The organism is Pseudoduganella sp. S-14 (genome assembly GCF_049913285.1).
Classification (GTDB): Bacteria; Pseudomonadota; Gammaproteobacteria; order Burkholderiales; family Burkholderiaceae_D; genus Rugamonas.
In genome coordinates this window covers 5,746,187-5,769,964 of record NZ_CP183991.1, presented here as the reverse complement: position 1 = coordinate 5,769,964, position 23,778 = coordinate 5,746,187, and the positions used below count along the sequence as shown (strand labels likewise).

General features: G+C 62.0%; 30 protein-coding genes and 1 pseudogene. 20 read left to right on the top strand and 11 right to left on the bottom strand.

Features of this window, described 5'->3' with window-relative positions:
- Positions 1 to 196: 196 nt before the first annotated feature.
- The 7 genes from ACN9MZ_RS26670 (at position 197) to ACN9MZ_RS26640 (ending at position 4,405) form a co-directional block, all read left to right on the top strand.
- On the top strand, positions 197 to 1,450 hold the full coding sequence (locus ACN9MZ_RS26670) for a putative Na+/H+ antiporter (RefSeq protein WP_426339826.1): 1,254 nt from the start codon (positions 197 to 199) through the stop codon (positions 1,448 to 1,450).
- A 62-nt stretch (positions 1,451 to 1,512) separates the two neighbouring features.
- On the top strand, positions 1,513 to 1,956 hold the full coding sequence (locus ACN9MZ_RS26665; RefSeq protein WP_426339825.1) for a hypothetical protein: 444 nt from the start codon (positions 1,513 to 1,515) through the stop codon (positions 1,954 to 1,956).
- A complete protein-coding gene (locus ACN9MZ_RS26660) occupies positions 1,957 to 2,214 on the top strand; it encodes a DUF5985 family protein (protein ID WP_426165118.1) in 258 nt (85 codons plus the stop codon).
- Positions 2,214 to 2,480 (top strand): DUF5985 family protein, encoded by a 267-nt coding sequence (locus ACN9MZ_RS26655; RefSeq protein WP_426339824.1) that lies wholly within the window; start codon positions 2,214 to 2,216, stop codon positions 2,478 to 2,480. Before ACN9MZ_RS26660 ends, ACN9MZ_RS26655 begins: the two co-directional genes overlap by 1 nt.
- 141 nt (positions 2,481 to 2,621) lie before the next feature.
- Entirely contained in the window at positions 2,622 to 3,377 is a 756-nt protein-coding gene (locus tag ACN9MZ_RS26650; RefSeq protein ID WP_426165100.1) for an alpha/beta fold hydrolase, read from the top strand.
- A gap of 44 nt (positions 3,378 to 3,421) precedes the next feature.
- Complete coding sequence (locus ACN9MZ_RS26645) at positions 3,422 to 3,856, top strand: MarR family winged helix-turn-helix transcriptional regulator (RefSeq protein WP_426339823.1); 435 nt, start codon at positions 3,422 to 3,424, stop codon at positions 3,854 to 3,856.
- Positions 3,857 to 4,405, top strand: a complete 549-nt coding sequence (locus ACN9MZ_RS26640) for a nucleotidyltransferase family protein (protein WP_426339822.1) — start codon at positions 3,857 to 3,859, stop codon at positions 4,403 to 4,405.
- Positions 4,406 to 4,445: 40 nt separating this feature from the next.
- Here the strand turns inward: ACN9MZ_RS26640 and ACN9MZ_RS26635 are convergent, their stop codons facing one another.
- From ACN9MZ_RS26635 to yjgA, 3 genes are read right to left on the bottom strand one after another with little or no spacing between them, the layout of a single operon-like run.
- Complete coding sequence (locus ACN9MZ_RS26635) at positions 4,446 to 5,114, bottom strand: alpha/beta hydrolase (RefSeq protein WP_426339821.1); 669 nt, start codon at positions 5,112 to 5,114, stop codon at positions 4,446 to 4,448.
- Positions 5,111 to 5,719: a molybdopterin adenylyltransferase gene (gene mog / locus ACN9MZ_RS26630; protein ID WP_426339820.1), complete on the bottom strand. Its 609-nt coding sequence runs from the start codon at positions 5,717 to 5,719 to the stop codon at positions 5,111 to 5,113. The genes ACN9MZ_RS26635 and mog overlap by 4 nt, the downstream gene beginning before the upstream one ends.
- Positions 5,712 to 6,323 (bottom strand): ribosome biogenesis factor YjgA, encoded by a 612-nt coding sequence (gene yjgA, locus ACN9MZ_RS26625; RefSeq protein WP_426339819.1) that lies wholly within the window; start codon positions 6,321 to 6,323, stop codon positions 5,712 to 5,714. The genes mog and yjgA overlap by 8 nt, the downstream gene beginning before the upstream one ends.
- A gap of 95 nt (positions 6,324 to 6,418) precedes the next feature.
- On the opposite strand from yjgA, the gene pmbA reads away from it, so the two are divergent.
- Both pmbA and ACN9MZ_RS26615 read left to right on the top strand, forming a co-directional pair.
- A complete protein-coding gene (gene pmbA, locus ACN9MZ_RS26620; protein ID WP_426339818.1) occupies positions 6,419 to 7,771 on the top strand; it encodes a metalloprotease PmbA in 1,353 nt (450 codons plus the stop codon).
- A gap of 51 nt (positions 7,772 to 7,822) precedes the next feature.
- Positions 7,823 to 8,914 (top strand): TRAP transporter substrate-binding protein, encoded by a 1,092-nt coding sequence (locus tag ACN9MZ_RS26615; protein ID WP_426165086.1) that lies wholly within the window; start codon positions 7,823 to 7,825, stop codon positions 8,912 to 8,914.
- A 608-nt stretch (positions 8,915 to 9,522) separates the two neighbouring features.
- Here the strand turns inward: ACN9MZ_RS26615 and ACN9MZ_RS26610 are convergent.
- The 4 genes and pseudogenes from ACN9MZ_RS26610 to ACN9MZ_RS26595 form a co-directional block, all read right to left on the bottom strand.
- Positions 9,523 to 10,179, bottom strand: a pseudogene (locus tag ACN9MZ_RS26610) (DUF799 domain-containing protein); the annotation flags it as partial.
- Position 10,180: 1 nt separating this feature from the next.
- The gene (locus ACN9MZ_RS26605) at positions 10,181 to 10,540 is read right to left on the bottom strand and encodes a DUF4810 domain-containing protein (RefSeq protein WP_426339817.1); all 360 of its coding nucleotides are present in this window, start codon (positions 10,538 to 10,540) and stop codon (positions 10,181 to 10,183) included.
- 13 nt (positions 10,541 to 10,553) lie between these two features.
- Positions 10,554 to 11,231 carry a CsgG/HfaB family protein gene (locus ACN9MZ_RS26600; protein ID WP_426319330.1) on the bottom strand — a complete coding sequence of 226 codons (678 nt, stop codon included), beginning with the start codon at positions 11,229 to 11,231 and terminating at the stop codon, positions 10,554 to 10,556.
- A 116-nt stretch (positions 11,232 to 11,347) separates the two neighbouring features.
- The gene (locus ACN9MZ_RS26595; RefSeq protein WP_426339816.1) at positions 11,348 to 12,247 is read right to left on the bottom strand and encodes a LysR family transcriptional regulator; all 900 of its coding nucleotides are present in this window, start codon (positions 12,245 to 12,247) and stop codon (positions 11,348 to 11,350) included.
- 98 nt (positions 12,248 to 12,345) lie between these two features.
- On the opposite strand from ACN9MZ_RS26595, the gene ACN9MZ_RS26590 reads away from it, so the two are divergent.
- The 4 genes from ACN9MZ_RS26590 to ACN9MZ_RS26575 all read left to right on the top strand — a co-directional run bounded on the left by ACN9MZ_RS26590 (position 12,346) and on the right by ACN9MZ_RS26575 (position 14,851).
- Positions 12,346 to 13,176, top strand: coding sequence for a type 1 glutamine amidotransferase domain-containing protein (locus ACN9MZ_RS26590; protein ID WP_426339815.1), 831 nt, complete (start codon positions 12,346 to 12,348; stop codon positions 13,174 to 13,176).
- Positions 13,177 to 13,188: 12 nt separating this feature from the next.
- Positions 13,189 to 13,770, top strand: a complete 582-nt coding sequence (locus ACN9MZ_RS26585) for a DUF4241 domain-containing protein (protein WP_426339814.1) — start codon at positions 13,189 to 13,191, stop codon at positions 13,768 to 13,770.
- Positions 13,771 to 13,875: 105 nt separating this feature from the next.
- Complete coding sequence (locus tag ACN9MZ_RS26580; protein WP_426339813.1) at positions 13,876 to 14,373, top strand: PH domain-containing protein; 498 nt, start codon at positions 13,876 to 13,878, stop codon at positions 14,371 to 14,373.
- Between the two features lie 301 nt (positions 14,374 to 14,674).
- The gene (locus tag ACN9MZ_RS26575; protein ID WP_426339812.1) at positions 14,675 to 14,851 is read left to right on the top strand and encodes a hypothetical protein; all 177 of its coding nucleotides are present in this window, start codon (positions 14,675 to 14,677) and stop codon (positions 14,849 to 14,851) included.
- Here the strand turns inward: ACN9MZ_RS26575 and ACN9MZ_RS26570 are convergent, their stop codons facing one another.
- The gene (locus tag ACN9MZ_RS26570; RefSeq protein ID WP_426339811.1) at positions 14,852 to 15,625 is read right to left on the bottom strand and encodes a DUF2145 domain-containing protein; all 774 of its coding nucleotides are present in this window, start codon (positions 15,623 to 15,625) and stop codon (positions 14,852 to 14,854) included.
- Positions 15,626 to 15,628: 3 nt separating this feature from the next.
- Positions 15,629 to 16,024: a hypothetical protein gene (locus ACN9MZ_RS26565; RefSeq protein ID WP_426339810.1), complete on the bottom strand. Its 396-nt coding sequence runs from the start codon at positions 16,022 to 16,024 to the stop codon at positions 15,629 to 15,631.
- Positions 16,025 to 16,156: 132 nt separating this feature from the next.
- Here ACN9MZ_RS26565 and ACN9MZ_RS26560 point away from each other — a divergent pair, with 132 nt between their 5' ends.
- Entirely contained in the window at positions 16,157 to 16,888 is a 732-nt protein-coding gene (locus ACN9MZ_RS26560; RefSeq protein ID WP_426165064.1) for a helix-turn-helix domain-containing protein, read from the top strand.
- A 7-nt stretch (positions 16,889 to 16,895) separates the two neighbouring features.
- Here the strand turns inward: ACN9MZ_RS26560 and ACN9MZ_RS26555 are convergent, their stop codons facing one another.
- Together ACN9MZ_RS26555 and paaX are read right to left on the bottom strand one after the other, a co-directional pair.
- Positions 16,896 to 18,023: a M14 family metallopeptidase gene (locus ACN9MZ_RS26555; RefSeq protein ID WP_426339809.1), complete on the bottom strand. Its 1,128-nt coding sequence runs from the start codon at positions 18,021 to 18,023 to the stop codon at positions 16,896 to 16,898.
- Positions 18,024 to 18,136: 113 nt separating this feature from the next.
- The gene (paaX, locus tag ACN9MZ_RS26550; RefSeq protein ID WP_426339808.1) at positions 18,137 to 19,063 is read right to left on the bottom strand and encodes a phenylacetic acid degradation operon negative regulatory protein PaaX; all 927 of its coding nucleotides are present in this window, start codon (positions 19,061 to 19,063) and stop codon (positions 18,137 to 18,139) included.
- A gap of 122 nt (positions 19,064 to 19,185) precedes the next feature.
- On the opposite strand from paaX, the gene paaA reads away from it, so the two are divergent.
- From paaA to paaG, 6 genes are all read left to right on the top strand, one after another.
- Positions 19,186 to 20,175: a 1,2-phenylacetyl-CoA epoxidase subunit PaaA gene (paaA, locus tag ACN9MZ_RS26545; protein ID WP_426165058.1), complete on the top strand. Its 990-nt coding sequence runs from the start codon at positions 19,186 to 19,188 to the stop codon at positions 20,173 to 20,175.
- 11 nt (positions 20,176 to 20,186) lie between these two features.
- Positions 20,187 to 20,471 carry a 1,2-phenylacetyl-CoA epoxidase subunit PaaB gene (paaB, locus tag ACN9MZ_RS26540; RefSeq protein WP_057260923.1) on the top strand — a complete coding sequence of 95 codons (285 nt, stop codon included), beginning with the start codon at positions 20,187 to 20,189 and terminating at the stop codon, positions 20,469 to 20,471.
- A gap of 11 nt (positions 20,472 to 20,482) precedes the next feature.
- Positions 20,483 to 21,235 carry a 1,2-phenylacetyl-CoA epoxidase subunit PaaC gene (gene paaC, locus ACN9MZ_RS26535; RefSeq protein WP_426339807.1) on the top strand — a complete coding sequence of 251 codons (753 nt, stop codon included), beginning with the start codon at positions 20,483 to 20,485 and terminating at the stop codon, positions 21,233 to 21,235.
- Positions 21,235 to 21,780 (top strand): 1,2-phenylacetyl-CoA epoxidase subunit PaaD, encoded by a 546-nt coding sequence (gene paaD / locus ACN9MZ_RS26530; protein WP_426339806.1) that lies wholly within the window; start codon positions 21,235 to 21,237, stop codon positions 21,778 to 21,780. Before paaC ends, paaD begins: the two co-directional genes overlap by 1 nt.
- A 4-nt stretch (positions 21,781 to 21,784) precedes the next feature.
- Positions 21,785 to 22,861, top strand: a complete 1,077-nt coding sequence (gene paaE, locus ACN9MZ_RS26525; protein WP_426339805.1) for a 1,2-phenylacetyl-CoA epoxidase subunit PaaE — start codon at positions 21,785 to 21,787, stop codon at positions 22,859 to 22,861.
- Positions 22,862 to 22,985: 124 nt separating this feature from the next.
- Entirely contained in the window at positions 22,986 to 23,777 is a 792-nt protein-coding gene (gene paaG / locus ACN9MZ_RS26520) for a 2-(1,2-epoxy-1,2-dihydrophenyl)acetyl-CoA isomerase PaaG (protein WP_426339804.1), read from the top strand.
- Position 23,778: the final 1 nt, after the last annotated feature.

The window sequence follows — 23,778 nt, the reverse complement described above, 5'->3', positions numbered from 1 at the left end:
TGATCTTGGTCAAAACTTGCAACAACGATTGCACAACTTGCTCATTGGTAATGTTTGGCCGTTTAATGCGTGGGCAATATTGGCTTGCCTGCAAAGGTGGTTGTTATAATTGCCGGAAAGGGTGCTCGCACAATCCGTGCGACAGGATTCGCGACGGTCGGGCCGCCACGCGCGACTGCTAACGACCGTATTCCCGATGCATCCGACCTCCATCCAGCTCATTGGCGCTGCGCTATTTGCGATCGCCGTCCTGCACACCTTCTCCACCGGCTTGTTCGAACGCCTGGCGCACCGCCATCCGCGCCACGCCGGCATTTGGCACCTGTTGGGCGAGGTGGAGGTAGTGTTCGGTTTCTGGGCGATGGTGCTGGTGCTGTTCATGTTCGTCATTGACGGCAAGGAGGGCGCAACCCTTTACCTGGACGGACGCGATTTCACAGAACCGATGTTCGTCTTCGCCATCATGGTGATCGCGGGCACGCGGCCGATCCTGCAGTTCGCTGCGCGCGTAGTCGCCTTCCTGGCGCGCCGCATGCCGGTCAATTGCAATATCGCCTTGTACGTCGTGTTGTTGACGCTCGTGCCGCTGCTTGGTTCGTTCATCACCGAACCGGCAGCGATGACCCTGGCCGCGCTCATGCTGCGCGAGAACGTCTACCGCCATCGCCTATCCGCGCGCCTGAAGTACGTCACGCTCGGCACGCTGTTCGTCAATGTATCGATCGGCGGCACCTTGACTACATTTGCCGCGCCGCCTGTGCTGATGGTGGCTGGCGAATGGGGCTGGAATGTGCCCTTCATGCTCGCCACCTTTGGCTGGAAAGCGGCCGTCGCGATTGCGTTGAACGCGGGCTTTGCCGCTTTCTGGTTCCGGCGCGAGCTCTCTGCCATCGAAAGCGCACCGGAACGTGTGGACCCCGTGCCGTTCCCGATGGTCGCAGTGCACCTGGCCTTTTTGGTGCTGGTTGTGATGTTCTCGCACCACCCTGCCGTGTTCATGGGCGCCTTCCTGTTCTTCCTCGGTTTCGCACAGGCCTATGAGCGGCACCAGGATTCGCTGATCCTGAAGGAAGCCTTGCTGGTAGCCTTTTTCCTGGGCGGCCTCGTGGTGCTTGGCGGCCAGCAGGCTTGGTGGCTGGAGCCCATCCTGCTTGGCCTGAACGAAGGCGCGGTGTTTTATGGCACAGCCGCGTTGACCGCGATTACTGATAACGCTGCGTTGACCTATCTCGCGTCGCTGGTCGACGGCCTGTCGCCGCAGTTCCAGGCCGCGCTGGTTGCCGGCGCGGTGACGGGCGGCGGCCTGACGGTGATAGCGAATGCGCCAAATCCGGCTGGGGCGGCAATACTGCGCGAAGGCTTCGACGACGGTGCGATTCGCGCCGAGTATCTGCTGCTGGGGGCGCTGCTGCCAACCCTGGTTGCTGCTTGTGCGTTCCGGCTGTTGTGACGGAATGCAGCCCATCGCGCGTCGCGCACGGTTGGGCACGTATTCTTGCAAGCGAAATATGGATGGTGCAATATAAATTCCATGCGCATAACATCCTGCTCTCTCCGGTCAAGGACGGTCGCCTGACCATGGTTTCTCCGCCGATTCCGGATGACATCCGGCGTTACCTGGTGCAGTGCGTGCCGTCCGTACCCTATATCGAAGCGGTCCTGCTGATGCGCGAAGCCAGGCATGCGTGGCAACCGGATGCCCTTGCGCGCCGCCTTTACCTCAACGAGGATGACACGCAGCGCCTGTTGGCCAGGATGCGGGCCGATGGCATCATTGCCGGCGATTCCAGCGGCTTGCGGTATAGCCCGGCCTCCGCGGACCTGGACGAACTGTGGACCAGGCTGGCGGTAGTGTACGCGCACCATTTGATCGAAGTCAGTACGCTCATTCATACCAAACCAGGCGGCAAGGCACAGATGCTGGCCGATGCGTTTGTCTGGCGAAAGGCAAAGTAGATGGCAAGCGTCATATACCTGATGTGTGCGGCGACCGCCCTGGCATGCGCCATCCTCGTGCTGCGGAGCTATCGGACGACACGGCATCGGCTGCTTTTCTGGAGCGGCCTGTGTTTTGGCGGTATGTTTCTTTCCAACGTGCTCCTGATCATTGACCGCCTGATCCTCCCGGACACCGATTTATCCACAGTACGCCTGGTGGCCGGCCTGGTCGCTTTGCTTCCGCTGCTGTATGGCCTGGTATGGGAGGGCGAGTGATGCAAATCAATTCTTGGCTGAATGGGGCAATCTTCATGGCGGCGATGGTGATTGCCCTGTTTTTTGTCCGCTACTGGCGGCAATCGCGCGACAGCCTCTTCATCTACTTTGCAATCGCATTTGTGCTCGAAGGCGTGCATCGGCTCTTGCAAGCCTGGCCGGCAGACGGCCCCGATACGCCGCCATCCTATTTGTTGCGCCTGGTCGAGTATGGCTTGATCCTGGTGGCGATCATCAGGAAGAACCGGCGCTCCGGAGAGCAGTGAATGGTGCGCCACGCCTGCAATCCCGGTAGTCGAACGATCGTGCCGAAAAAAATAGTTTGCACACTAATTATTTGTGCGCTATAGTTCTGTCCATGCGCTGAGCGCACTAATCATTAACACACTATTTATAGGAGTTTTGCCATGAAATCGTCCATCAAATCCGCCCTGTTTGCCGCTTCCCTGGTTGCCGGCGCTGCCCTGGTTCCTGCCCACGCTGCCGAAGACACCACCGTCGTGCTGGTACACGGCGCCTTCGCCGACGGCTCCGCCTGGAACAAGGTGATCCCGATCCTGCAGAAGCAGGGCGTGAAAGTGGTGTCGGTGCAGAATCCTCTGACCTCGCTGGCGGACGATGTGGCCTTTGCCCAGCGCGTGATCGATGCGCAGAGCGGCAAGGTGGTGCTGGTGGGCCATTCCTGGGGCGGCGCGGTGATCACCCAGGCCGGCGCCAGCGACAAAGTGAAATCCCTGGTCTACGTGGCTGCTTTCGCGCCGTCGGAGGGCGAAGTGGTGGGTGAACTGGGCAAGGATTTCCCGCTGCCACCTGGCATCGCATCCCTGAAGCCTGACAACAACGGCTTTATCTACCTGTCGGCCGAATCGATGGCTGTCAACTTTGCCCAGGACCTGACTCCTGCCGAGCATCGCCTGATGACGGCGACCCAGGGTCCGATCAAGGCCAGCGCCTTTGGCGACAAGGTGGACGTGGCTGCGTGGAAGACCAAGCCCAGCTACTACATCGTCGCCTCCAAGGACCGCATGATCGATCCGGGCCTGCAGAAGTCCTTCGCTGCCAAGATCAACGCGACCACCACCACGCTGCCAAGCAGCCACGTACCGATGGCGTCGCAACCGGAAGCGGTGGCCAAGGTGATCCTGGCCGCGGTCAAACGTTAATCCCGACAGGGGGCTGTGCTACAGTACGCGCCATGGAAAACCGCATGCCCCCTACACTGGACCAGCACCTCTGCTTCAAGCTGTATTCGACTTCGCTGAAGATGACCCAGCTTTACAAGCCCATCCTCGCACCGCTCAACCTGACCTATCCCCAATACCTGGTGATGGTCGTGCTGTGGGAGCAGGAGGGCTTGGGCATCAAGGGGCTGGCGGAGCGCTTGCAACAGGACCCGGGCTCGATAACGCCGCTGGTCAAGCGGCTGGAGGCGGAAGGCTATCTGGTGCGTGACCGCGATCCTGAAGATGAGCGCAACCGCGTGCTGACACTGACCGCGCAAGGCCGCAAACTGCGCGCCGACGGCCTGAAGGTGAGCGAGCAGATTGCACAAGCCTGCGCCATCACGGCGGGCGACGTGGAACGGCTGGCGGCGGGACTCGACAAATTGAGCGGCAACCTGGGTGCCAGGGGCGCTGGCTGAGTGCACGGCCGTTTTCGCGCCGATGTACTGGCCAACCGTAACAATCGCGTCATCCTCGAGCGTTGGGCTGCCCTGGATCTTCCCGATTGCTGGCTGGTGGCTGGCTGTTTGTTCCAGACGGTATGGAACCTTCAGGCCGGGCGCGCGCCCGAGGCGGATATCAAGGACTACGACCTGTTCTATTTTGATCAAACCGACCTGAGCGAGCAAGGCGAGCAGGATGTGCAGGAGCGTGTCGACGGATTATTCGCCGACCTGGGCGTTCCAATTGAAGTGGCAAACCAGGCCCGGGTCCACACCTGGTACGAGTCTTACTTCGGCCACCCGTATCCTGCGCTGCATAGCGCCAGGGAGGGGATCGACCGCTTCCTGATGCCGGCAACCTGTGTCGGCATTCGTCCGGACGCGATTTACGCGCCAAATGGCCTCGAAATACTCTATAAGGGCCTGCTAGCCCCTAATTCGCTGACGCCCTATCGCGAGCTGTTCGAGCAAAAGGCGGCATCGTATCTTGCCCGCTGGCCATCGCTCCGGGTCATGACCCATTAGGGCAAGCGGCCGGCCCGGCGCGCTTGCCGTGCGGCTTGCTTTATGCGAGCACTTTCTTCAGCCATGCCGCGACATGCACCAGCTCTTCGGCGCAGGCCGAGTGCTGCATCGGATAGTCATGCCATTCGACCTGGTAGCCCAGTTTTACCAGCAAGTCGCGCGATGCCACTGCGCGCTCGATCGGGATCACCGGGTCCATGCGGCCGTGCACCATGAAGACCGGCGTCTCCTGGTTGGCGGCGTGGCGCTCGGCGGCCACCTTGTCGGCCAGCGGCACGTAGCCGGAGAGGCACATCAGGCCCGCCAGCTTTTTCGGATAGCGCAGGCCTGCCTGCAAGGTCATCGCGCAGCCTTGCGAGAAGCCGCCCAGCACGATGCGGTTGGCCGCAACGCCGCGCGCGATTTCGCGTTCGATCAGCGCGTCGACCAGGATCTGCGACTCGCGCAAGCCTTTTTCATCTTCCTGGCGACCCAGGTCGGTATGCACGATGTCGTACCACGAGCGCATGACGTAGCCGCCGTTGATCGTCACCGGCATGGTGTTCGCATGCGGGAAGATGAAGCGGATGCCCGGCAGGCCGGTCAGGTTCAGCTCATTGACGATAGGCGCCCAGCCTTCGCCGCTGTCGCCCAGGCCGTGCATCCAGATCACGGAGACTTCAGGATTGGGCTTGGTGTCGATGACGATGGAATCCAGCAGGTGTGTCATGCGTTGTCCTTCTTGCGAATGGCGGATTTGGGACGGAATGCCTGGCACACGGCGTCGTTGGTTTCGGCGTAAGGGCCGCCGATCAGGTCGATGCAGTAAGGGACTGCTGCGAACACGCCGCCTACCAGTTGCTTGCCGTCGGCATCCTTCAGGCCTTCCAGGGTTTCCTTGATGGCTTTCGGCTGGCCCGGCAGGTTGATCACAAGGGCAGCGTGGTCGGCGGTTTCGCGGATCACGGCAACCTGGCGCGACAGGATGGCGGTCGGCACGAAGGCCAGGCTGACCTGGCGCATCTGTTCGCCAAAGCCCGGCATTTCCTTGGTGGCAATCGCCAACGTGGCTTCCGGCGTGACGTCGCGGCGCGCAGGGCCGGTGCCGCCGGTAGTCAGCACCAGGTGGCAGCGCACCTGGTCAACCAGCTCCACCAGGGTGGCTTCGATCTGCGCACGCTCATCGGGAATCAGGCGGGTTTCGAAGCGCAGCGGCGTGGTGATGGCGCTGCGCAGCCACTCTTCCAGCGCCGGGATGCCCTGGTCCTGGTACACGCCGCCGCTGGCGCGGTCGGAGATCGACACCAGGCCAACGAGCAGGGTCTCGTCACTCATCTTCGTCGCCTTCCGGCGCATCGACGTCAACGTCCGGACCAGGCGATGGCTCGGAGGCGGCGGACTTCTTGTCCAGGTCCTTCAGGATCTGGAAGATTTCACGGTAGGCCTTGGGCGGCTTGTTCTCGGCCTGCTCCTTGCGGGCGTTGCGGATCAGGGTGCGCAGGTGCTGCACGTCCAGGTGCGGCGCTTCTTCCAGCAGGACGGTCAGGGCCTTGTCGTCGGCCAGCAGCTTGTCGCGGCGGCGCTCCAGCGCGTGCAGGGCAGCGGTATCGGCCTTGGAGGCGCCTTTCCAGCCTTCGATGGTGCGCTTGATGATCGCCACTTCTTCTTCGGTCAGGGTGCGCATCTTCTTGCCGATGAATTGCATCTGGCGGCGGCGGCCCTCGTGATTCTTAATGTTTTGGCATTCCAGAATGACATCGCGCACGTCTTCCGGCATCGGCACCCGCTTGACGCGGTCGCGCGGGGCCTCCACCAGTTCCCGGCCCAGGTCCTGTAGGGCGTCGGACTGGCGTTTCATTTCGGTTTTGGATGGGCGTTCGTATTCTTGTTCGAACTCGCTGGACTGGAAGCCGCACGAGCCACGGTTTGGATTAGGCATGATAGGAGGGGCAAGGGCTGTCACACCCTACCTGTAAAAACGGTAAACGGCTGCTATGATAACTGTTTTAACGCCCAGACCCCCAAAAAGACCCCATGAGCGAATCCGCCTTCTCCTATTCCCAGGACCAGTTGAAACAGCTTGCCCGCGACGTTTTGCAGTACGCGCGCGAGCAGGGCGGCACCGATGCTGCCGTCGAAATCAGCGAAGGCAGCGGTCTTTCGGTCTCGGTCCGCAAGAGCAAGATCGAAACCATCGAGCAGAATCGCGACAAGGGCATCGGCGTCACGGTCTTCATCGGCCAGAAACGCGGCAATGCCAGCACCTCCGATTTCTCCCCCGCTTCGCTGAAGGCGACCGTGGAGGCGGCCTACAACATTGCCCGCTTCACGGCGGAAGACGATTGCGCCGGCCTGGCGGAAGAGGAACTGCTGGAGAAGAATCCGCAGGACCTGAAACTGTTCTATCCATGGGCCATTTCCACGGAAGAAGCAGTGGAGCTGGCGCAGCGCGCCGAAGCGGCGGCCTTCGCGGTCGATCCGCGCGTGACCAATAGCGAAGGCGCCGGCGTGCACGTGCAGCAGTCGCACTTCGTATCGGCCAACTCGCGCGGCTTCATCGGCGGCTATCCTTATTCGCGCCACACGCTGTCGGTGACCCCGATCGCCGGCAAGGGCGCCAGGATGCAGCGCGACGACTGGTACACCTCGGTGCGCGATCCGAAAAAAATGGCCAGCGCCGAAGCTGTCGGCCGCTATGCCGCCGAACGTTCGCTGGCGCGCCTGAATGCGCGCAAGCTGGCTACCCGCACCTGCCCGGTGCTGTTCGAGGCGCCGCTGGCTGCGGGCCTGCTGGGCGCCTTCGTCCAGGCCACGTCGGGCGGCGCGCTGTATCGCAAGTCCTCCTTCCTGGTCGATTCGCTGGGCAAGGACATCTTCCCTTCGCACATCCAGGTCAAGGAAGACCCGCACGTGGTAGGCGCGATCGGTTCCGCGCCGTTCGATGAGGAAGGCGTGCGCACCCACAAGCGCGACGTGGTGAAGAACGGCGTGCTGCAGGGCTATTTCCTGTCGACCTATTCGGCGCGCAAGTTGGGCATGAAAACCACCGGCAATGCCGGCGGCTCGCACAACCTGTCCATCACGTCCTCGCAGACGAAAAAGGACGACGACTTCGAAGGCATGCTGCGCAAGATGGGCACCGGCCTGCTGGTCACCGAGCTGATGGGGCAGGGCACCAACTATGTCACCGGCGACTACAGCCGAGGCGCTTCCGGTTACTGGGTGGAGAACGGCGTGATCCAGTACCCGGTGGAAGAGATCACCATCGCCGGCAATATGAAGGACATGTTCAAGGACATCGTCGGCATCGGCACCGATGTCCTGGTGCGTGGCACCAAGCAAACAGGCTCGATCCTGGTCGAGAAGATGGTGGTTGCCGGGAACTAAATATTTCCATACACTGTCCCGAGATAAAACCCTCATAAGGAGACAGTACGTATGGAACGTCGTTCCTTTATCAAGAAGGCCGCAGCAGGTGCGGGCGCAGGAATTATCGCCGCACCGGCTATCGCCGCCGAACTGCCCGCCATCACCTGGCGCCTGGCATCCAGCTTCCCCAAATCCCTCGACACCATTTACGGCGCTGCCGACACCTTCACCAAGCGCGTGGCGCAGCTCACCGGCGGCAAATTCAATATCCGCGTGTTCGCGGCCGGCGAAGTGGTGCCAGGCCTGCAGGTGCTGGACGCGGTTCAGGCAGGCACCGTGGAATGCGGCCATAGCGCCTCGTACTACTACTACGGCAAGGACGCGACGTTCTCCTTCGACTGCGCGGTGCCGTTCGGCCTGACCTCGCGCCAGCAGACCGCCTGGTACGACCAGGGCGGCGGCAAGGAATTGCTGCGCGCCTTCTACAAGGACTACGGGGTGATGAACTTCATCGCCGGTAACTCGGGCACCCAGATGGGCGGCTGGTTCCGCAAGGAGGTCAAATCCGTGGCCGACCTGAAGGGCACCAAGATGCGCATCGCCGGCCTGGCCGGCAAGGTGATGGAGCGCCTGGGCGCCGTGCCGCAGCAGCTGGCCGGCGGCGACATTTACCCGGCGCTGGAAAAGGGCACCATCGATGCGGCGGAATGGGTCGGTCCATACGACGACGAAAAGCTGGGCTTCCACAAGGTGGCGCCGTATTACTATTACCCTGGCTGGTGGGAGCCGGGCGCTTCCTTCACCCTGTACGTGAACATCAAGGAATGGGAAAAGCTGCCGAAGGAGTACCAGGCCGCGATTGAAGCTTCCGCCTACGAGGCACACGTGGTGATGCAGGCCGAGTACGACTTCAAGAACCCGACCGCGCTGGGCCGCCTGATGAAGAGCGGCGTCAAGCTGCGCAACTACTCCAACGACATCATGGAAGCGGCCTACAAGGCCTCCAATGAGCTGATGGCGGAAGAAGCTTCGAAGAACGCCAAGTTCGCCAAGATCTATGAGCCGTGGAAGCGCTTCCGCAATGACCAGAACCAGTGGGCCTCGGTGGCGGAATCGACCATGCAGAACTTCCTGATCAAGGCTGGCCGAGGAGGCAAGTAATCAAGGCGCGCGCCGTAAAGGCTAGCGTCCAAAAAAAATGCCGTTCAGCGTAGGCCGAACGGCATTTTCACTTGCGTGCGCCGCGATTAGCGGCCTTCCATGGCGGTCAGGGCCAGCTTCAGCGCGACATCAGGCGCCTTGCCAGCACGGACGAATTCATCTTTACGCGCCATGACCCAATCGTACAGTTCCTGTCGATACCAATGCGAGCCCGGATCCAGGGATTGATACTTGGACTGTGCGCGAGTCAGTGCGGCCGCGTAGCTTTGTTCTGCGGCGCTAAGTTGCGTCGCAGGGACCGGGGCAGGCGCGGCCACTGCCGGCTGGACCTGCGCGACAACTGGCGTCACGGCCGCTATGGGCTGGACTGCAGCAACGGTAACCGGCTTGCTTGTGACAGCAGGCTGGACAGCGGCAGCAGGCGGCTTTACGGTAGTTGGCTGAGCAGCAGTAGTGGCGGCAAGGCGTGTCGGCGCAGCAGGTAAAGCGGCCGGTGCTTTCGGCCGGTTGCTTGCGGCATCAGGCGTGGCAACGCTAGCCTGTGGAGTAGGCTTGTTTCCTGGCGCGGCATTTGCCTCGACGCCCGGAGCGGCGCGATTGCGACCCGTGTATTTCGGGGAGCGAGGGCCGTAGAGAATGCCCTGCGAATTGCCTCCCGCCAGCAGGAGCGAATTGGTCTGCGCCGCAACCTCATGGCTGCGATTGGTGGATGAGTTCATGATTTGCGTGACGGCGGCCTTGACCAATAAGCCAACAAGGCCGCCCCCATTGTTGCCGCCACGGTTGCCATCGTCGACAACGGTCGCTTTGCCGTCCCACAGCAGCGCCCTGGTTTTCAAGTCCACCAGTTTGGCACTGGCAGAGACCGTGGTAACGCTGCTGAGAACATTGTAGGTGCTGCCGTATTTTTCCACCGTCATGTACAAGGCAGCATCGGCGCCGAAAATTTCCCGCAATTTTTCCGTGTCGACGCTGTGGATGTCAGCCGGGGTGGTCAAGCCGTTTTGCCTGAAGGTCTCGCTGACCAGGGAAACGGGCAAGACGTAATAGCCAGCTTCGGCCAACGGGTAGCTCACGGTCGAATACACGCTCTCTGTGGCCCCGACTTCCGGCGAATTATTCAGTGGCGGCAGCACCAGGATCGAACGCGGATTGCTTGCTTCGAATGCCTTGTAGTCGTAAGGTTTCACGGTGTGGGTCGCACAACCGACCATCAGGACAGCCGGCGCAAATACCGCGGCCAGTTTGAAAATTTTCTTCAACATCTTAATTGTTACCCTTGCTCATGGTTCCAAGCAGGCGATCCATGTAGGTTGTCGATTCCGGGAACAGCCTTTTTTCTTCCTGGAATTCAGCCGCAACCAGATCGCTTCGGCCGACCATCGAATACAACATGCCAAGATGGGCGTGGAAGCCCGGCGGCGCCTTCCTGCCGGCGGCATTCATGCGCTGCAAGTCCTTCTCCAGCGTTGCGATTTGATCGTTCGGGCTCTCACCCTTCAAATGCTGGTACACCTGGGGCTGGTACGAGCCCCACTGGTAAAGATCGGGATTACTGGTGCGGCAGCCGGCGAGCACGCCGGCTGCGAGCATCGTGATCGATGCTTTGACGAAGATATGTTTCATGCCCAGCCTGTCCTTATTTGGCGAGCGTCAGTGCGCCGCTTTCGACGCCGGCTACCAAGCGTTCTACGGCCTCGCGCATGGCCAGGTCGAGCACTTTGCCGTTCAGCGTGGCGTCATAGCTGGCGGTGCCGCCAAAGCCGAGCACTTCACGATTCGACAGGCTGAATTCGCCGGCGCCGCGCGCCGTATAAACGACTTCGGAGGTCTTGATGTTGACAACATTCAGCGTCACCTTGGCGTACGCTACCTGGGTCTTGCCGCGCCCGGCCAGGCCGAACAACTGTTTGTCGCCCACTTCCTTGCGGCCGAACTCCGTCACATCGCCGGTCACGACGAAGTCGGCGCCCTTGATGGACTGGCCTTCCCGCTTGAAGTCAGCTTCCTGCTTCAACTGCTCCAGGTTATCGCGGTCCAGCACGTTGAAGCGGTTGGTCTCCTGCAGGTGGGAGATCAGGATGGTCTTGGCCTGGCTGCCGAGGCGGTCAACGCCATCGGAAAAGATACCGCGCTGGAAACTGGAGCGGTTGTCGAAGCGACCCACTGCGATCAGGCTGCGTGGGCCGGCATAAGGGCGGCTGGCGCTTGCGACGGTTGCGACTTCGAGGCTGCGCGAACTTTCGGTTGCGCAGCCAAACAGGGCCGAGGTGAGGCATGCGCCGATCAGCAGCGTGCGGGTAGGGAATGCAGCCATTTGAGCTCCATGATGATGGTCGCTTGCCATCCGGAATTGTTGACAGAACGACAGGTTTGTAAAGGCGGGAATTATACGTTACTTTCCTTGTAACAAACAAAATTGCTGATTGGTCACTACGCCTGTCCGAGGAGGCATGTACTAAAGGCGCGCGCCGCAGCCGTCATCCGGCGCTGCGCCGTGTAGATCAGCGAGAAGGGCCGGCTGCGGCCCTTCAGCTCCGGCAGCACTTCCACCAGCACGCCGCGTTCAAGCCGGTCCTGTGCGATGAAGCGGAAGGTCTGGCATATGCCCAGGCCTGCCTCCGCCAGCGATACCGTTCCCAACGCATCATCCGTCACTTCAAGCGCCGATGCCGGCGGCCAGTCCAGCTCTTCGCCATCGCGCAGGAATTGCCAGGGGAAGGAGCGTCCCGTGCTTGGCAGCTGGAACGTCAGGCACGCATGCCCTGCCAGCGCATCAAGGTCGCGCGGCATGCCTCGCCGCTGCGCATATGCGGGCGAACAGACCAGCACCAGCTGGGCGTCCTCCAGCTTGCGGGCGATCATGCTGCTGTCCTTCAGCGTGCCCTGACGGATGGCGAAATCGAAGTTTTCCGCCGCCAGGTCGACATTGCGGTTTGTGATGTTCAGCTCCACCCGTACCGACGGATAGCGTTCGGAAAATTGCTGCAGCAGGGCGGGCAGGCGGTAATGGCCGAACGTGGTCGGGGCGCTGATGCGGATGCGGCCGGTGACTTCGCGGCCTTCGGCCTGCACCGCGCGTTCGGCGTCGTCGATCAGGGACAGCGCGGCGCGCGTCTGTTCCAGGTACAAGCGGCCAGCGTCCGTCAGTCCGAGGCTGCGCGTGGTGCGGCGCAGGAGCTGGGTGCCGAGGCGCGCCTCCAGCCGGGCCAGTGCGCGGCTGACGACCGAGGGTGTGGTGGACATGGCGACGGCGGCCGCCGTCAGCGAACCGCGTTCAACGACGGTGACGAAGGTTTCGACGTCGCCCAGGTGGTCGTATTTTCGGCTCATTATTGCCTTTAAGGGAAAAATGGTTTGGTTTTAAGGTAGTTTATCGTTGTTGGAGGTTTGAATAAAGTAGCGCCATCAACTTCCACAAGGAGCAAACCATGATGAAGAAACTTACTGCGATCGCGCTCGCCGCTGCGGCAATGCACGCCAATGCCGGCAACGTGCTGGTCGTCCTGTCCGACGAGGCCACGCTGGACCTCAAAGCCGGCAAGACCTTCCAAACCGGCTTTTACCTCAATGAGCTGATGCAGCCGGTGAAGATGCTGCTGGACGCAGGCCACACGGTGACCTTCGCCACCCCGAACGGCAAGGCGCCGACGCTGGACCAGGGTTCGGTCAACACCATGTTCTTCGGCGGCGACCAGGCGGCACTGGAAACGCACCGCAAGCTGCTGGAACAGTTGCGCCTGACCGACAGCGCCAATTCGCCAGTGGTCAGCCTGGCGCGCGTGGAGCAGCAGGGCTACGGCAAGTTCGATGCAGTCTACGTGCCTGGCGGTCACGCACCGATGCAGGATCTTCTGGCCAGTCCCGCGCTGGGCAAGGTGCTGGCCGCTTTCCACCAGGACGGCAAGCCGACCGCGCTGGTATGCCACGGTCCGATCGCATTGCTGTCAGCCATGCCTGATGCCAAGGGCTTCGCCATGAAGCTGGCGCAAGGCGCCACGCCCACCCAGCCGAAATGGATCTACTCCGGCTACAAGGTCACTGTCTTTACCAACGATGAAGAGGAGGCGTCCAAGTCCCAACTGGGCGGCGGCGAAATGAAGTTCTACCCGCAAACCGCGCTGCAGAAGGCTGGCCTGCAATTTTCCAAGGCTGCCAACTGGCAGGGCAATATGGTGACCGACCGTGAGCTGATCACCGGCCAGAATCCCGCGTCGGCACCGCTGGTGGGCAAGGAATTGCTGGCACGCCTTCAAAAGTAATATGATGGGCGCATGAGCTATGCGCCCAATCCCGAAGGACTGCGCTCCGCCTTTGCTGCGGAGCGCTTTACGTTTGAAGAGACCAACATTCAGTTCACGCTGGCCGAAGCTGGCCGGCTGGCAGTCATCTCCGGCAAGATCGCCGCTGGCGACCCGCAGGCCGAAGCCGGACTGCAGCCGTTTACGCAACGCGTGCCGAACGGCGAATATCCCGTCACGCTCGCGATGGCGGGGTTCGACAACGGCGAGGAGCGCATCGCCTATGCCCGTGTGCAGCTTGCCGACACGCCGGTCGCCCACTGGTACCCCGCGCTGGTCGCAACGCAGGACGCCCGCACGCTCAAGCCGGGTGAGATCTTCGGCTACTGCGTGGAATCCGGCAGCGCCTGTTTCATGGACCCGCAGGCCGGCCCGGATTGCGTCGTCTCTTTTGCAGCCGGCGCGGGCGCTGGCCCGTACGCTTCCTACTTCGGTTATGGCGCGGATGGCCGCGTGGCCAGCCTGGTGACCGACTTCGCGCTGCTTCCCAATGTGCACGACGCAGAGCCAACGGGTCGAAGCTGGTGGAAGCGCTTACTGATTTTCTGGAAGTGACAATCTGCCAGATTTATAGGCACTCCTGCCGGGTAAGATGGCGGCATGGACAATTTGTCGATCAATGAACGCGTCTTATGGAGCGGCGCCCCGCGACAGGGGTTGATGCTGCGCGCTTCCGATTTGCTGATGATTCCATTCAGCCTGATGTGGGGCGGCTTCGCCCTGTTCTGGGAGTACTCCGTCTTCAATTCAGCTGCGCCCCTGTTGTTTCGCCTGTGGGGCATTCCCTTCGTGCTGGTCGGGCTTTACATGGTTGCCGGCCGCTTTGCGGTCGAGGCGTGGCAACGCGCGTATACCGAGTACGCGGTCACTGATGAACGCATCATCATCCGCTCCGGCATTTTCAAGCGCAGGATGAAAAGCCTGAACTTGCGCGCAATGGGCGAGTTCTCGCTGACCGAAAACCGAAATGGCGAGGGCACCATTGCCTTTGGGGTATCGGCGGCGGGCAATATGTTCAGCGGGCTGGCCTCCTGGCCTGGGGTTGAAGAGCTGCCGCGCTTCGACACGATTGCCGAAGCGCGCAAGGTCTACGAAATCATTCGCAGCGCGCACTCCGCGGCTCACCACACGCGACCATTCGGGCAACGTCTGGGTTAAGCAGGTAATTGGTGTGCGCGTGGTCGGGGCGCTCCAGCAGGCCAAGCCACGTCGGCGCATTTGATCGACGCTGTGTCACGGCGCCGTGGGCGGCAAAGTCCGCCAGGCCGGGAAAGGCGCCATCCGCCACTGCCGGACGATAGGGCATCGAGGTGCAGCCGGCGAGCAAGGCGCAAGCCAGCAGGGGAATAAATAGCTTCATGTTCGCCTCCATAAAGGCCCATGATCGGCGCAGATCGCGGCACGGCCTTTGCGCCGGCGCAAAACTGGCAACTTCGGAGGGCTGGGCCTAACATGAAGCATGGCCAGCAAACGACAAAGCGAGCGCCTGCCCGCGCTGTATTTCGAGCCGGAGGCGCCGCCCCTCATCCCGCCGCATTTGCGCGCACCCGGCCAGCCGGGCTACGCGCAGGCGCGTGAGCTTGAACGGCTGCGCCGCAAGCACGTGACGCGCGTGCGGAAACTCAGCCTAAAATAGTCACAGCTCAATCACCTGCGCGCCGCGGCTGCGCATGAACTGTTCAATGCCGTCCACCGTCACGGTCGTAATATGGCCTTGCATGCGCTGGCCCATCGGATGATCGTCGAAGGCGACGTTGGCACGGAACATGCGGCCGCCAAGCCGCGTCATGGCGCCGATTTCCACTGGCTGCGGACGGAAGCCGGCCTGACCGAGCCACTGCTGGGCTTCAGCGCGCGTTTCGACGCGGCCGGCATCCGCGCTCGCTGCTGCCAGCGTCTCCAGCGCCCACTGGTTGGAGTTCTGGTAGCGCGTCGACCAGGCGTAGGACAGCATGTTGTAGTGCGGCTGGTGCAGGCGTAGCGGCGTGCGCGAAGCCAGCACCTGCGCCAGCCGTTGCTGCACTTCCGGCGCCGGCAACATCAGCTGCGCCTTGTACTCGTGCATCCCGGACAGGAAGAAGTTCCCCAGGCCATCGTTGAACAGGGCTGAATCGGCCGTGCCGCATTCGTTCAGCAACTGCACCACCACCCAGCGGCCTGCCGGATGATCGCGCCATGCCAGGCCGACGTGGGAATAGTGCAAGCCATACTTGGAGAGGTCTTGTCCGGCGCGCGCAATCACGGCCACTTGCGCGCCGCTGGCGTCAAGCGCCTGCATGCTGCGCTGGGCCAGGTCCAGGCCGCGTTTCACCTCTTCCACCGACATCGGCTTGCGTTCGCAGCTCTGGCCGGCGTGGGCCGCGCCGGCCATTGCACTGGCTAATGACACCGCAAGGATCAGGCGTCGCATGGCTCAGCTCACCTGGCTGTGATGCAGCAGTGCCTTGCCCGCCTCGTTCGGGATGAAGGCGATCACCTTGCCCGATACTACCAGCGCATGGCCGGCCGACATGGCCACAACGCTGACCGCGGTGCCGGCAACCATCGAGACGCCTTCCAGCGCCTTGCCGCTGAACTGCAAGGTAGCCCTGCTGCCGTCGCCTGCCGCTTTTACCACTACCACCACGCTTTCGCCGACCGTCTCGACCGAATCGACTACCGGCGAGTTGTCAGTCATCATTGCCACCACGGATCCCGTTACGACAACCACGGTGGACAGGCCGCCGATGCTCAAGGCTTGCGAACCATTCACCGCCTGGCTGCTGGCGCAAGCGACAGCGAGCAAGGCGGCGATCAGGGTGCGTTTCATTGTTTGCTCCACAGGTTAAAGGAGCGGCCATCTTGCTGCGTTGCCAGGGGCCGGGCAATTGCTTTGCGCACTGTAGCGCCGCGCCATGCTGGTGGTATCATATTGCGATACTTTATTGCAGGAAATTCAAGCATGTCCAACGTCATCCGCCTGGTCGACGCGCTCAAACGCCAGCTCAAGGCGCGCGGCATTACTTACGCCGCCCTGGGGCAGAAGATCGGTCTTTCCGAACCCAGCATCAAGCGCATGTTCGCGGCCCGCAATTTCACGCTCGACCGGCTGGAGCAGGTATTGGCTGTGCTGGAGATGGATTTTGCCGAACTGGCGCAAGCCAGCGCCGATACGCCGCATTTGATCTCGCAACTCACCTACGCGCAGGAAAAAGAAATCATCAGCGACACCAAGCTGCTGGTGGTGGCCGTGCTGGCGCTGAACCAGGTGCCGATCGAAGAAGTGGTGAAGAACTACAAGATCAGCGCCGCCGAAGCGACGGCCTGCCTGCTAAGGCTCGACAAGATCGGCTTCCTGATGCTCAAGCCGAACAACAAGGTGAAGCTGCTGGTGGCGCGCACTTTCAGCTGGCTGCCGAATGGCCCGATCCAGGGCTTCTTCCGCGACGAAGCGTACAGCGACTATTTCGATAGCCGCTTCGACGGCCATCATGAGGTGCAGCGGCTGGTGAGCGTGATGTTGTCGCAGCAATCGACACGCGCCTTGCTGGACCGCTTGAAGCAGGTGGCGGACGAATTCTCGCTGCAGCACCAGGATGATGCGCGGCTGCCGTGGGAACAGCGCCGCGCCGTGACCATCATGCTGGCAGCGCGCCCGTGGATACCGAAGGCGTTCCGGGCGCTGCTGCGCTGATGACGGCTTAGAAGTTGCGCAGGTTGCGCAGGATAGGCTGCAGCACGTCAGCACCCAGCTTGGCGGAACGGGCGCCGTTCCAGCCAACCAGTTCGTCCGGATCGTTGGCGTTGTCCTTGAACGGCAGTTCCAGGGTCAGCGACAGGCAGCCGAACAGGTGGGTGATGTGCGGCGAACCCATGGTCAGCACTTCCGGGGTGTATGGCGAGTCAGGATAGCCATGCTCGGACTGGAAGTCCGGCGACGCCAGCTTGAAGTCGGCGATGAACTTGTCCTGGGCGGCCTTGTGCTCCCTGGTGAAGTTCGGCAGGGCATCGCTGCCGGCCACGAAGACGTAAGGCAGGCCTTCGTCGCCGTGCACGTCCAGGAACAGGTCGCAGCCGGTTTCCTTCATTTTTTCCTTGACCAGGAAGACTTCCGGCGAGCGCTCCATGGTCGGCTCGTTCCACTCGCGGTTCAGGTTCGCGCCGGCGGCGTTGGTGCGCAGGTTGCCGCGCACGGAGCCGTCCGGGTTCATGTTCGGCACGATGTAGAAGCAGGCATCCTGCAGGCACTGGCGGGCATATGGATTGGCGGCGTCGAGCAGGGCTTCGACCATGCCTTCCACAAACCACTCAGCCATGGTTTCGCCAGGGTGCTGGCGCGCGATGACCCACACCTTCTTTTCGGCTGCCTGGTCGCCGATCACCAGCATGTTCATGTCGCGGCCTTCCACGGTACTGCCCAGGTCGACCAGTTCGGCCAGCGGGTGCTGTTGCGCGGAATCCAGCAGGGACAGGTGGCGTTCCCACGAATACGGCTCGAAGTAAGCGTAGTAGACCGAATCGTGTTCCGGTGCGTGCTCGATGGTCATCACTTCGCCATCGAAGGAAGTCGGGACGCGGAACCAGTTGTCGCGGTCGTAGGAGGCGACGGCGTTGTAGCCCTTCCAGCCCTCGGCATAGGCAGCCGTGCCAGCATTCAGGAAACGGATGGTCAGCGGCACGGCCTGCGCGCCCTGAACACGGAAATAGAACCACTGGATGATGTCCGCGTGCGAGTCCTTGCGGATATTGACGTCGATATCGCCAGCGGAGGTAACGCTGACCACATCGATGGCGCCAGCGTCGAACTGGCTGCTGATCTTGATAGACATTGTGTGTCCTGTCGGAAAAATGAAGCGCTGCGCGCGAAGCTCGACATGATACACCAGCCTATGGTCGCGCTCGTGTCACACCCGGGGTGTGACCCCAAGGTGTGACACGGGCTCTACTGTAGGCCGCCGAAGCGTTGGTGGAAGCTGGTTTCGGGTTGCGGGGCGCCTGGATCTTCGCGGCGCAGGGCGGCGAGAATGTGTCTTTCGGCAGGGGCGGAGAGCTGGCGATAGAGCTGGCTGGCCAGTTCGTAGGCGCGGGCGCCGGGCCAGGGTTCGGGCAATAGTTCGATCGGCAGTTGCGGGTCGTGCAGCTGGACGCGGCGGTAGGCGTGGATCAGCAGGGTGCGCAGCACGAAGGCTTGCTCGGGATCGATCTCGCTTGCTTCGGCCAGCAGGGCTGGTAGCACGCTGAACGTGGCGACGAACTTCTCGTAGCCGGCGGCCACCTGGCTGAGATCCCAGCCTTCGGTCACCATCTCGCCCAGCGGCCGCGCACGCAGGCCGGGCACTTCGCTGGCCTGCACAACGTACACCTTTGGCAGCAGGCCGAGGCGCGACAGCAGCGCTTCCAGCGCTTCCATGTCGCCGGCGGGATGGCCTGCGATGCCGGGGGCAATCACGCTGTAGCCTTCCCACAGCAGCTCCTTGCGCAACTGGCTGCGCGCCGGAGCGTCGAGGCTATCGGCGGCCAGCACCAGGGTCCACTGGCCATTCCAGTGCACGTTCAGCGGGGCGTAGATGCGGCGAAAGGCTCGGCTGAAGCGGCGCATGGCGTCGGGCGTGATGGCGTAGCTGCTGCGGCGGCCGTCGCGCTGGGCGCCCAGCCAGCCTTCCTGGGCCAGGCGGAACACGGAAGTGCGCAGCAGGCGGTCGTTGACGCCGAAGGGCGCCAGCAGTTCGATCAGGCTGCCGGTCCACACCATGCCGCCGTGCGGGACGATGGCGTCGCCGAAGATGGTCATCACCAGCGACTTGGAGCGCGGCGGGTCGCTGGCCAGGAATTCTTCGATCCAGCCATTGATTTTCTGGTTTTTTTGCATAGACCGATTTTATACACTGTCATTGATCTAGATGCAGATTTTTTAAATGACACATAAAATTCGTTTCCAAAGCGGTTTTTGTATCGTATTATGAAGCTATCCCGAACAAGGAGGCCCTCCTTATGTACGCACAAATGGTGGAAACCGGCCTGAAAAAGGTCCAGACCGCAGAAGACATGGACGCGCAGGAGCGCGAATTCCAGGCGCGCATCGACGCCGGCATCAAGATCGAGCCAAAGGACTGGATGCCGGAGGCTTACCGCAAGACCCTGATCCGCCAGATTTCCCAGCATGCCCACTCCGAAATCGTTGGACAGTTGCCCGAGGGTAACTGGGTGACCCGTGCCCCGACCCTGAAACGCAAGTCCATCCTGCTGGCCAAGATCCAGGACGAAGCCGGTCATGGCCTTTACCTGTACAGCGCCGCCGAAACCCTGGGCGTGTCGCGCGACGAATTGCTGGCGGCCCTGCACAGCGGCAAAGCCAAATACTCGTCCATCTTCAATTACCCGACCCTGAGCTGGGCCGACATGGGCGCCATCGGCTGGCTGGTGGACGGCTCGGCCATCATCAACCAGATCCCGCTGTGCCGCTGCTCGTACGGCCCGTACTCGCGCGCCATGATCCGCGTCTGCAAGGAGGAATCCTTCCACGCCCGCCAGGGCTACGACATCATGATGTCGCTGGCCAAAGGCACGCCGGAACAGAAGGCGATGGCGCAGGATGCGCTGAACCGCTGGTGGTGGCCGTCGCTGATGATGTTCGGACCCTCCGATGCGGCCTCGGTCAATAGCGCGCAATCGAGCGCCTGGCGCATCAAGCTGTTCTCCAACGACGAACTGCGCCAGCGCATGGTCGACCAGACCGTGCCGCAAGCCGAATTCCTGGGCCTGACCATCCCCGACCCTGACCTGAAATGGAACGAGGAGCGCGGCTCCTACGACTTCGGTGAAATCGACTGGGAAGAATTCCACCAGGTCCTGAAGGGCAACGGCCCATGCAACCGCGAGCGCCTGCGCACCCGCGTCAAGGCTTACGAGGATGGCGCATGGTTCCGCGACGCGCTGGTGGCCTACGCCGACAAACACAATAAGGAGCAGGCCGCGGCCTGAGAGGAGACAAGATGAGCAAAGAATGGCCACTGTGGGAAGTCTTCATTCGCAGCCAGCACGGCCTGGCGCACAAGCATGTGGGCAGCCTGCATGCTCCCGATGCGGAGATGGCAATCAACAACGCGCGCGATGTCTACACCCGCCGCAATGAAGGCGTGAGCATCTGGGTAGTGCGCGCTTCCGATATCGTCGCCAGCGCGCCGGCCGACAAGGGGCCGCTGTTCGAGCCTTCCAACAGCAAGGTGTACCGCCACCCGACCTTCTTCCCGATGCCGGAAGAAGTGAAGAACCTGTAAGGCTCCCTGCTATGGATAACAAGGTCAATTACCTGCTGCGCCTGGGCGATAACGCCATGGTTTTGAGCCAGCGCCTGTGCGAATTGTGCGGCAAGGGCCCGGCGCTGGAAGAGGACATGGCGCTGTCGAACGTGTCGCTGGACCTGCTGGGCCAGACGCGCATGTGGTACACCTACGCCGCAGAACTGGAAGGCGCGGGGCGCGACGAGGACAAGCTGGCATACCTGCGCGATGCGCACGATTACAAGAACGTGCTGCTGGTCGAGCAGCCGAACGGCAACTATGCGCACACGCTGGTGCGGCAGTTCTTTTTCGATAGCTGGCACTATTTCCTGATTGGCGCGCTGACCCGTTCCTCCGATCCGCGCATCGCGGAAATCGCCGAGAAGTCGCTGAAGGAGGTGACCTATCACCTGCGCCGCAGCGGCGACCTGATGGTGCGACTGGGCGACGGCACCGACGTGTCGCACCAGTTCACTCAAACTGCGGTTGACGAACTGTGGATGTACACCGGCGAGGTGTTCAACTACGACGCGGTGGACGAAGCCATGGTTGCCGAAGGCGTTGCGCCCCCGGCTGCCATGCTGCGCGAGCAGTGGCTGTCGCACGTGTCGGATATCCTCGGCGAAGCGACGCTGGCCATGCCAGCGGCCGACGCGTGGATGCAGAAGGGCGGCAAGCAAGGCCGCCATACCGAGCACCTGGGCTACCTGCTGGCCGAGATGCAGTTCCTGCAGCGCGCTTACCCGGGTTCGGAGTGGTGATGGACGCGGCGCGCGTCTGGTCGCTGCTGGAGCAGGTCTCCGATCCGGAAATCCCTGTGATCTCCGTGGTGGACCTCGGCATTGTGCGTGATGTGCAGGTCACCGGCGCATCGTCTTGCGCGGTCACGATCACGCCGACTTACTCGGGCTGTCCGGCCATGCAAGTGATCGCCGACGCGGTGCAAGGCGCGTTGCATGATGCGGGCATCAGGCAGGTCGACATCATCACCCGCCTGTCGCCCGCCTGGACGACCGACTGGATGAGCGATTCGGGCAAGGCCAAGCTGAAAGGCTATGGCATTGCGCCGCCGGCGCAGCGCGTGGTCGACATCAGCGGACTGCGCGCCCCGCGCGCCTCCGCTGCGCCATTGGATCCGCTGAAGGCCAGCGTTGCCCGCGGCGCCGTCCCGGCGCCTAAGGTCGTCTGCCCGCACTGCGGCTCCAGCCACACTGAAATCACCAGCCAGTTCGGCTCCACGCCCTGCAAGGCTCTGTACAAGTGCCTCGATTGCCGCGAGCCCTTTGACTACTTCAAGTGCCACTGACACCATGAGCAAATTCTATCCACTGTCCGTCGCCAAGGTGCAGCAGGAGACCCGCGACTGCATCGCCGTCACCTTTGCCGTGCCTGCCGAACTGCAGGAAAGCTTCAAATACCAGCAGGGCCAGCACCTTACCCTGCGCACGAACATCAATAACGAAGACGTGCGCCGCTCGTATTCGATCTGCTCCGCCGTGCAGGACGGCGCCTTGCGCGTGGCGATCAAGCGCACCCCTGGCGGCATGTTCTCGACCTGGGCCAACGACGCGCTGAAACCCGGCGCCACCATCGAAGTGATGCCGCCCATGGGCCACTTCAACGTACCGCTGGATGCGGGGCAGAGCCGGAACTACCTGGCTTTTGCGGCAGGTAGCGGCATCACGCCTATCCTGTCGATCATCAAGACTACGCTGATGACCGAGCCGACCAGCCGATTTACCCTGTTCTACGGCAATCGCGCCTCCTCGTCCGTGATCTTCAAGACCGAGCTGATGGAACTGAAGGATGCCTACCTCGAACGCTTGAACATCGTCTATGTGATGTCGCGCGAGCAGCAGGATATTGAGCTCTTCAACGGCCGTATCACGAAAGAAAAGACCGAGCAGTTCCTGCAGCACTGGATCGACATCAAGGACTACGACACGGCCTTCATCTGCGGACCGGAAGACATGATGCTTGGTGTCTCCGCTGCCCTGCAGGAGGCTGGCATGCAAAAGGCGAACATCAAGATTGAGCTGTTTGCTGCAAGCATTCCAAAGCACCATCACAAGCCGCGCGTGCAGGCCGATGCAGCGCCGCACCTGACGGAAGTCACCGTGATCATGGACGGTAATGCGGCTTCGTTCACCATGGAGAAGGACAAGGAGTCGATCCTGGATGCCGGTTTGCGCGCGGGGCTCGATATGCGTTACTCCTGCAAAGGCGGCGTATGCTCTACCTGCCGCTGCAAGATGGTCGAAGGCAAAGTGGACATGGACGTCAACTATGCGCTGGAAGACTACGAGATTGCACGTGGCTTTGTATTGAGCTGCCAGGCGTTTCCGGTCACTGATAAAGTGATTGTCGATTTCGATCAGGCTGAATAACCCCAAACCCGGTAAACCTGGGTCAGACCCAAGGGTCAGACCCGACCGGCGACCGCCGCGTATCAGGGGCCGACCCTTGGGGTCGTACCCAGGTTTACCGGTTTTAAAGAAGAGGAGACACGAATTGAGCTACGAAAACATCAAGTTTGAAATCGCAGAAGGCGTCGCCACCCTGACCCTGAACCGCCCCGATAAGCTGAACAGCTTCACCCAGGCCATGCACCTGGAAGTACGCGAAGCCCTGTCCCAGCTGCGCGCCGACAAATCCGTGCGCGTGCTGGTGCTGACCGGCGCCGGCCGCGGCTTTTGCGCCGGCCAGGACCTGGGCGACCGCGCGGTCGCACCAGGCGGCGCCGCAGTGGACCTCGGCGAATCCGTCGAAAAATTCTACGCCCCGCTGGTGCTGGCGCTGCGCGAGCTGCCGATGCCCGTCATCTGCGCCGTGAACGGCGTTGCTGCCGGCGCCGGCGCCAACCTGGCCCTTGCCTGCGACATCGTGCTGGCCGCGAAATCCGCCAGTTTCATCGAAGCCTTCTGCAAACTGGGCCTGATCCCGGACACCGGCGGCACCTGGCACCTGCCACGCCTGATCGGCCACGCCCGCGCAACCGGCCTTGCCATGCTGGGCGAAAAACTCTCCGCCGAACGCGCCGAACAATGGGGCCTGATCTGGAAAGCGGTTCCCGACGAAGAATTGATGAACGAAACCATGGCCATGGCCCGGCACTTCGCTACCGCCCCGACCAAGGGACTGGCCTTCACCAAGCATGCGCTGCAAGCCAGCTACGGCAACACCCTGTCCGACCAGCTCAAGCTGGAAGGCGAAATGATGCGTGAGCTTGGCTACAGCCACGACTACCGCGAAGGCGTGGACGCCTTCATCAACAAGCGCGCTCCAAACTTCAAGGGGGAATAAG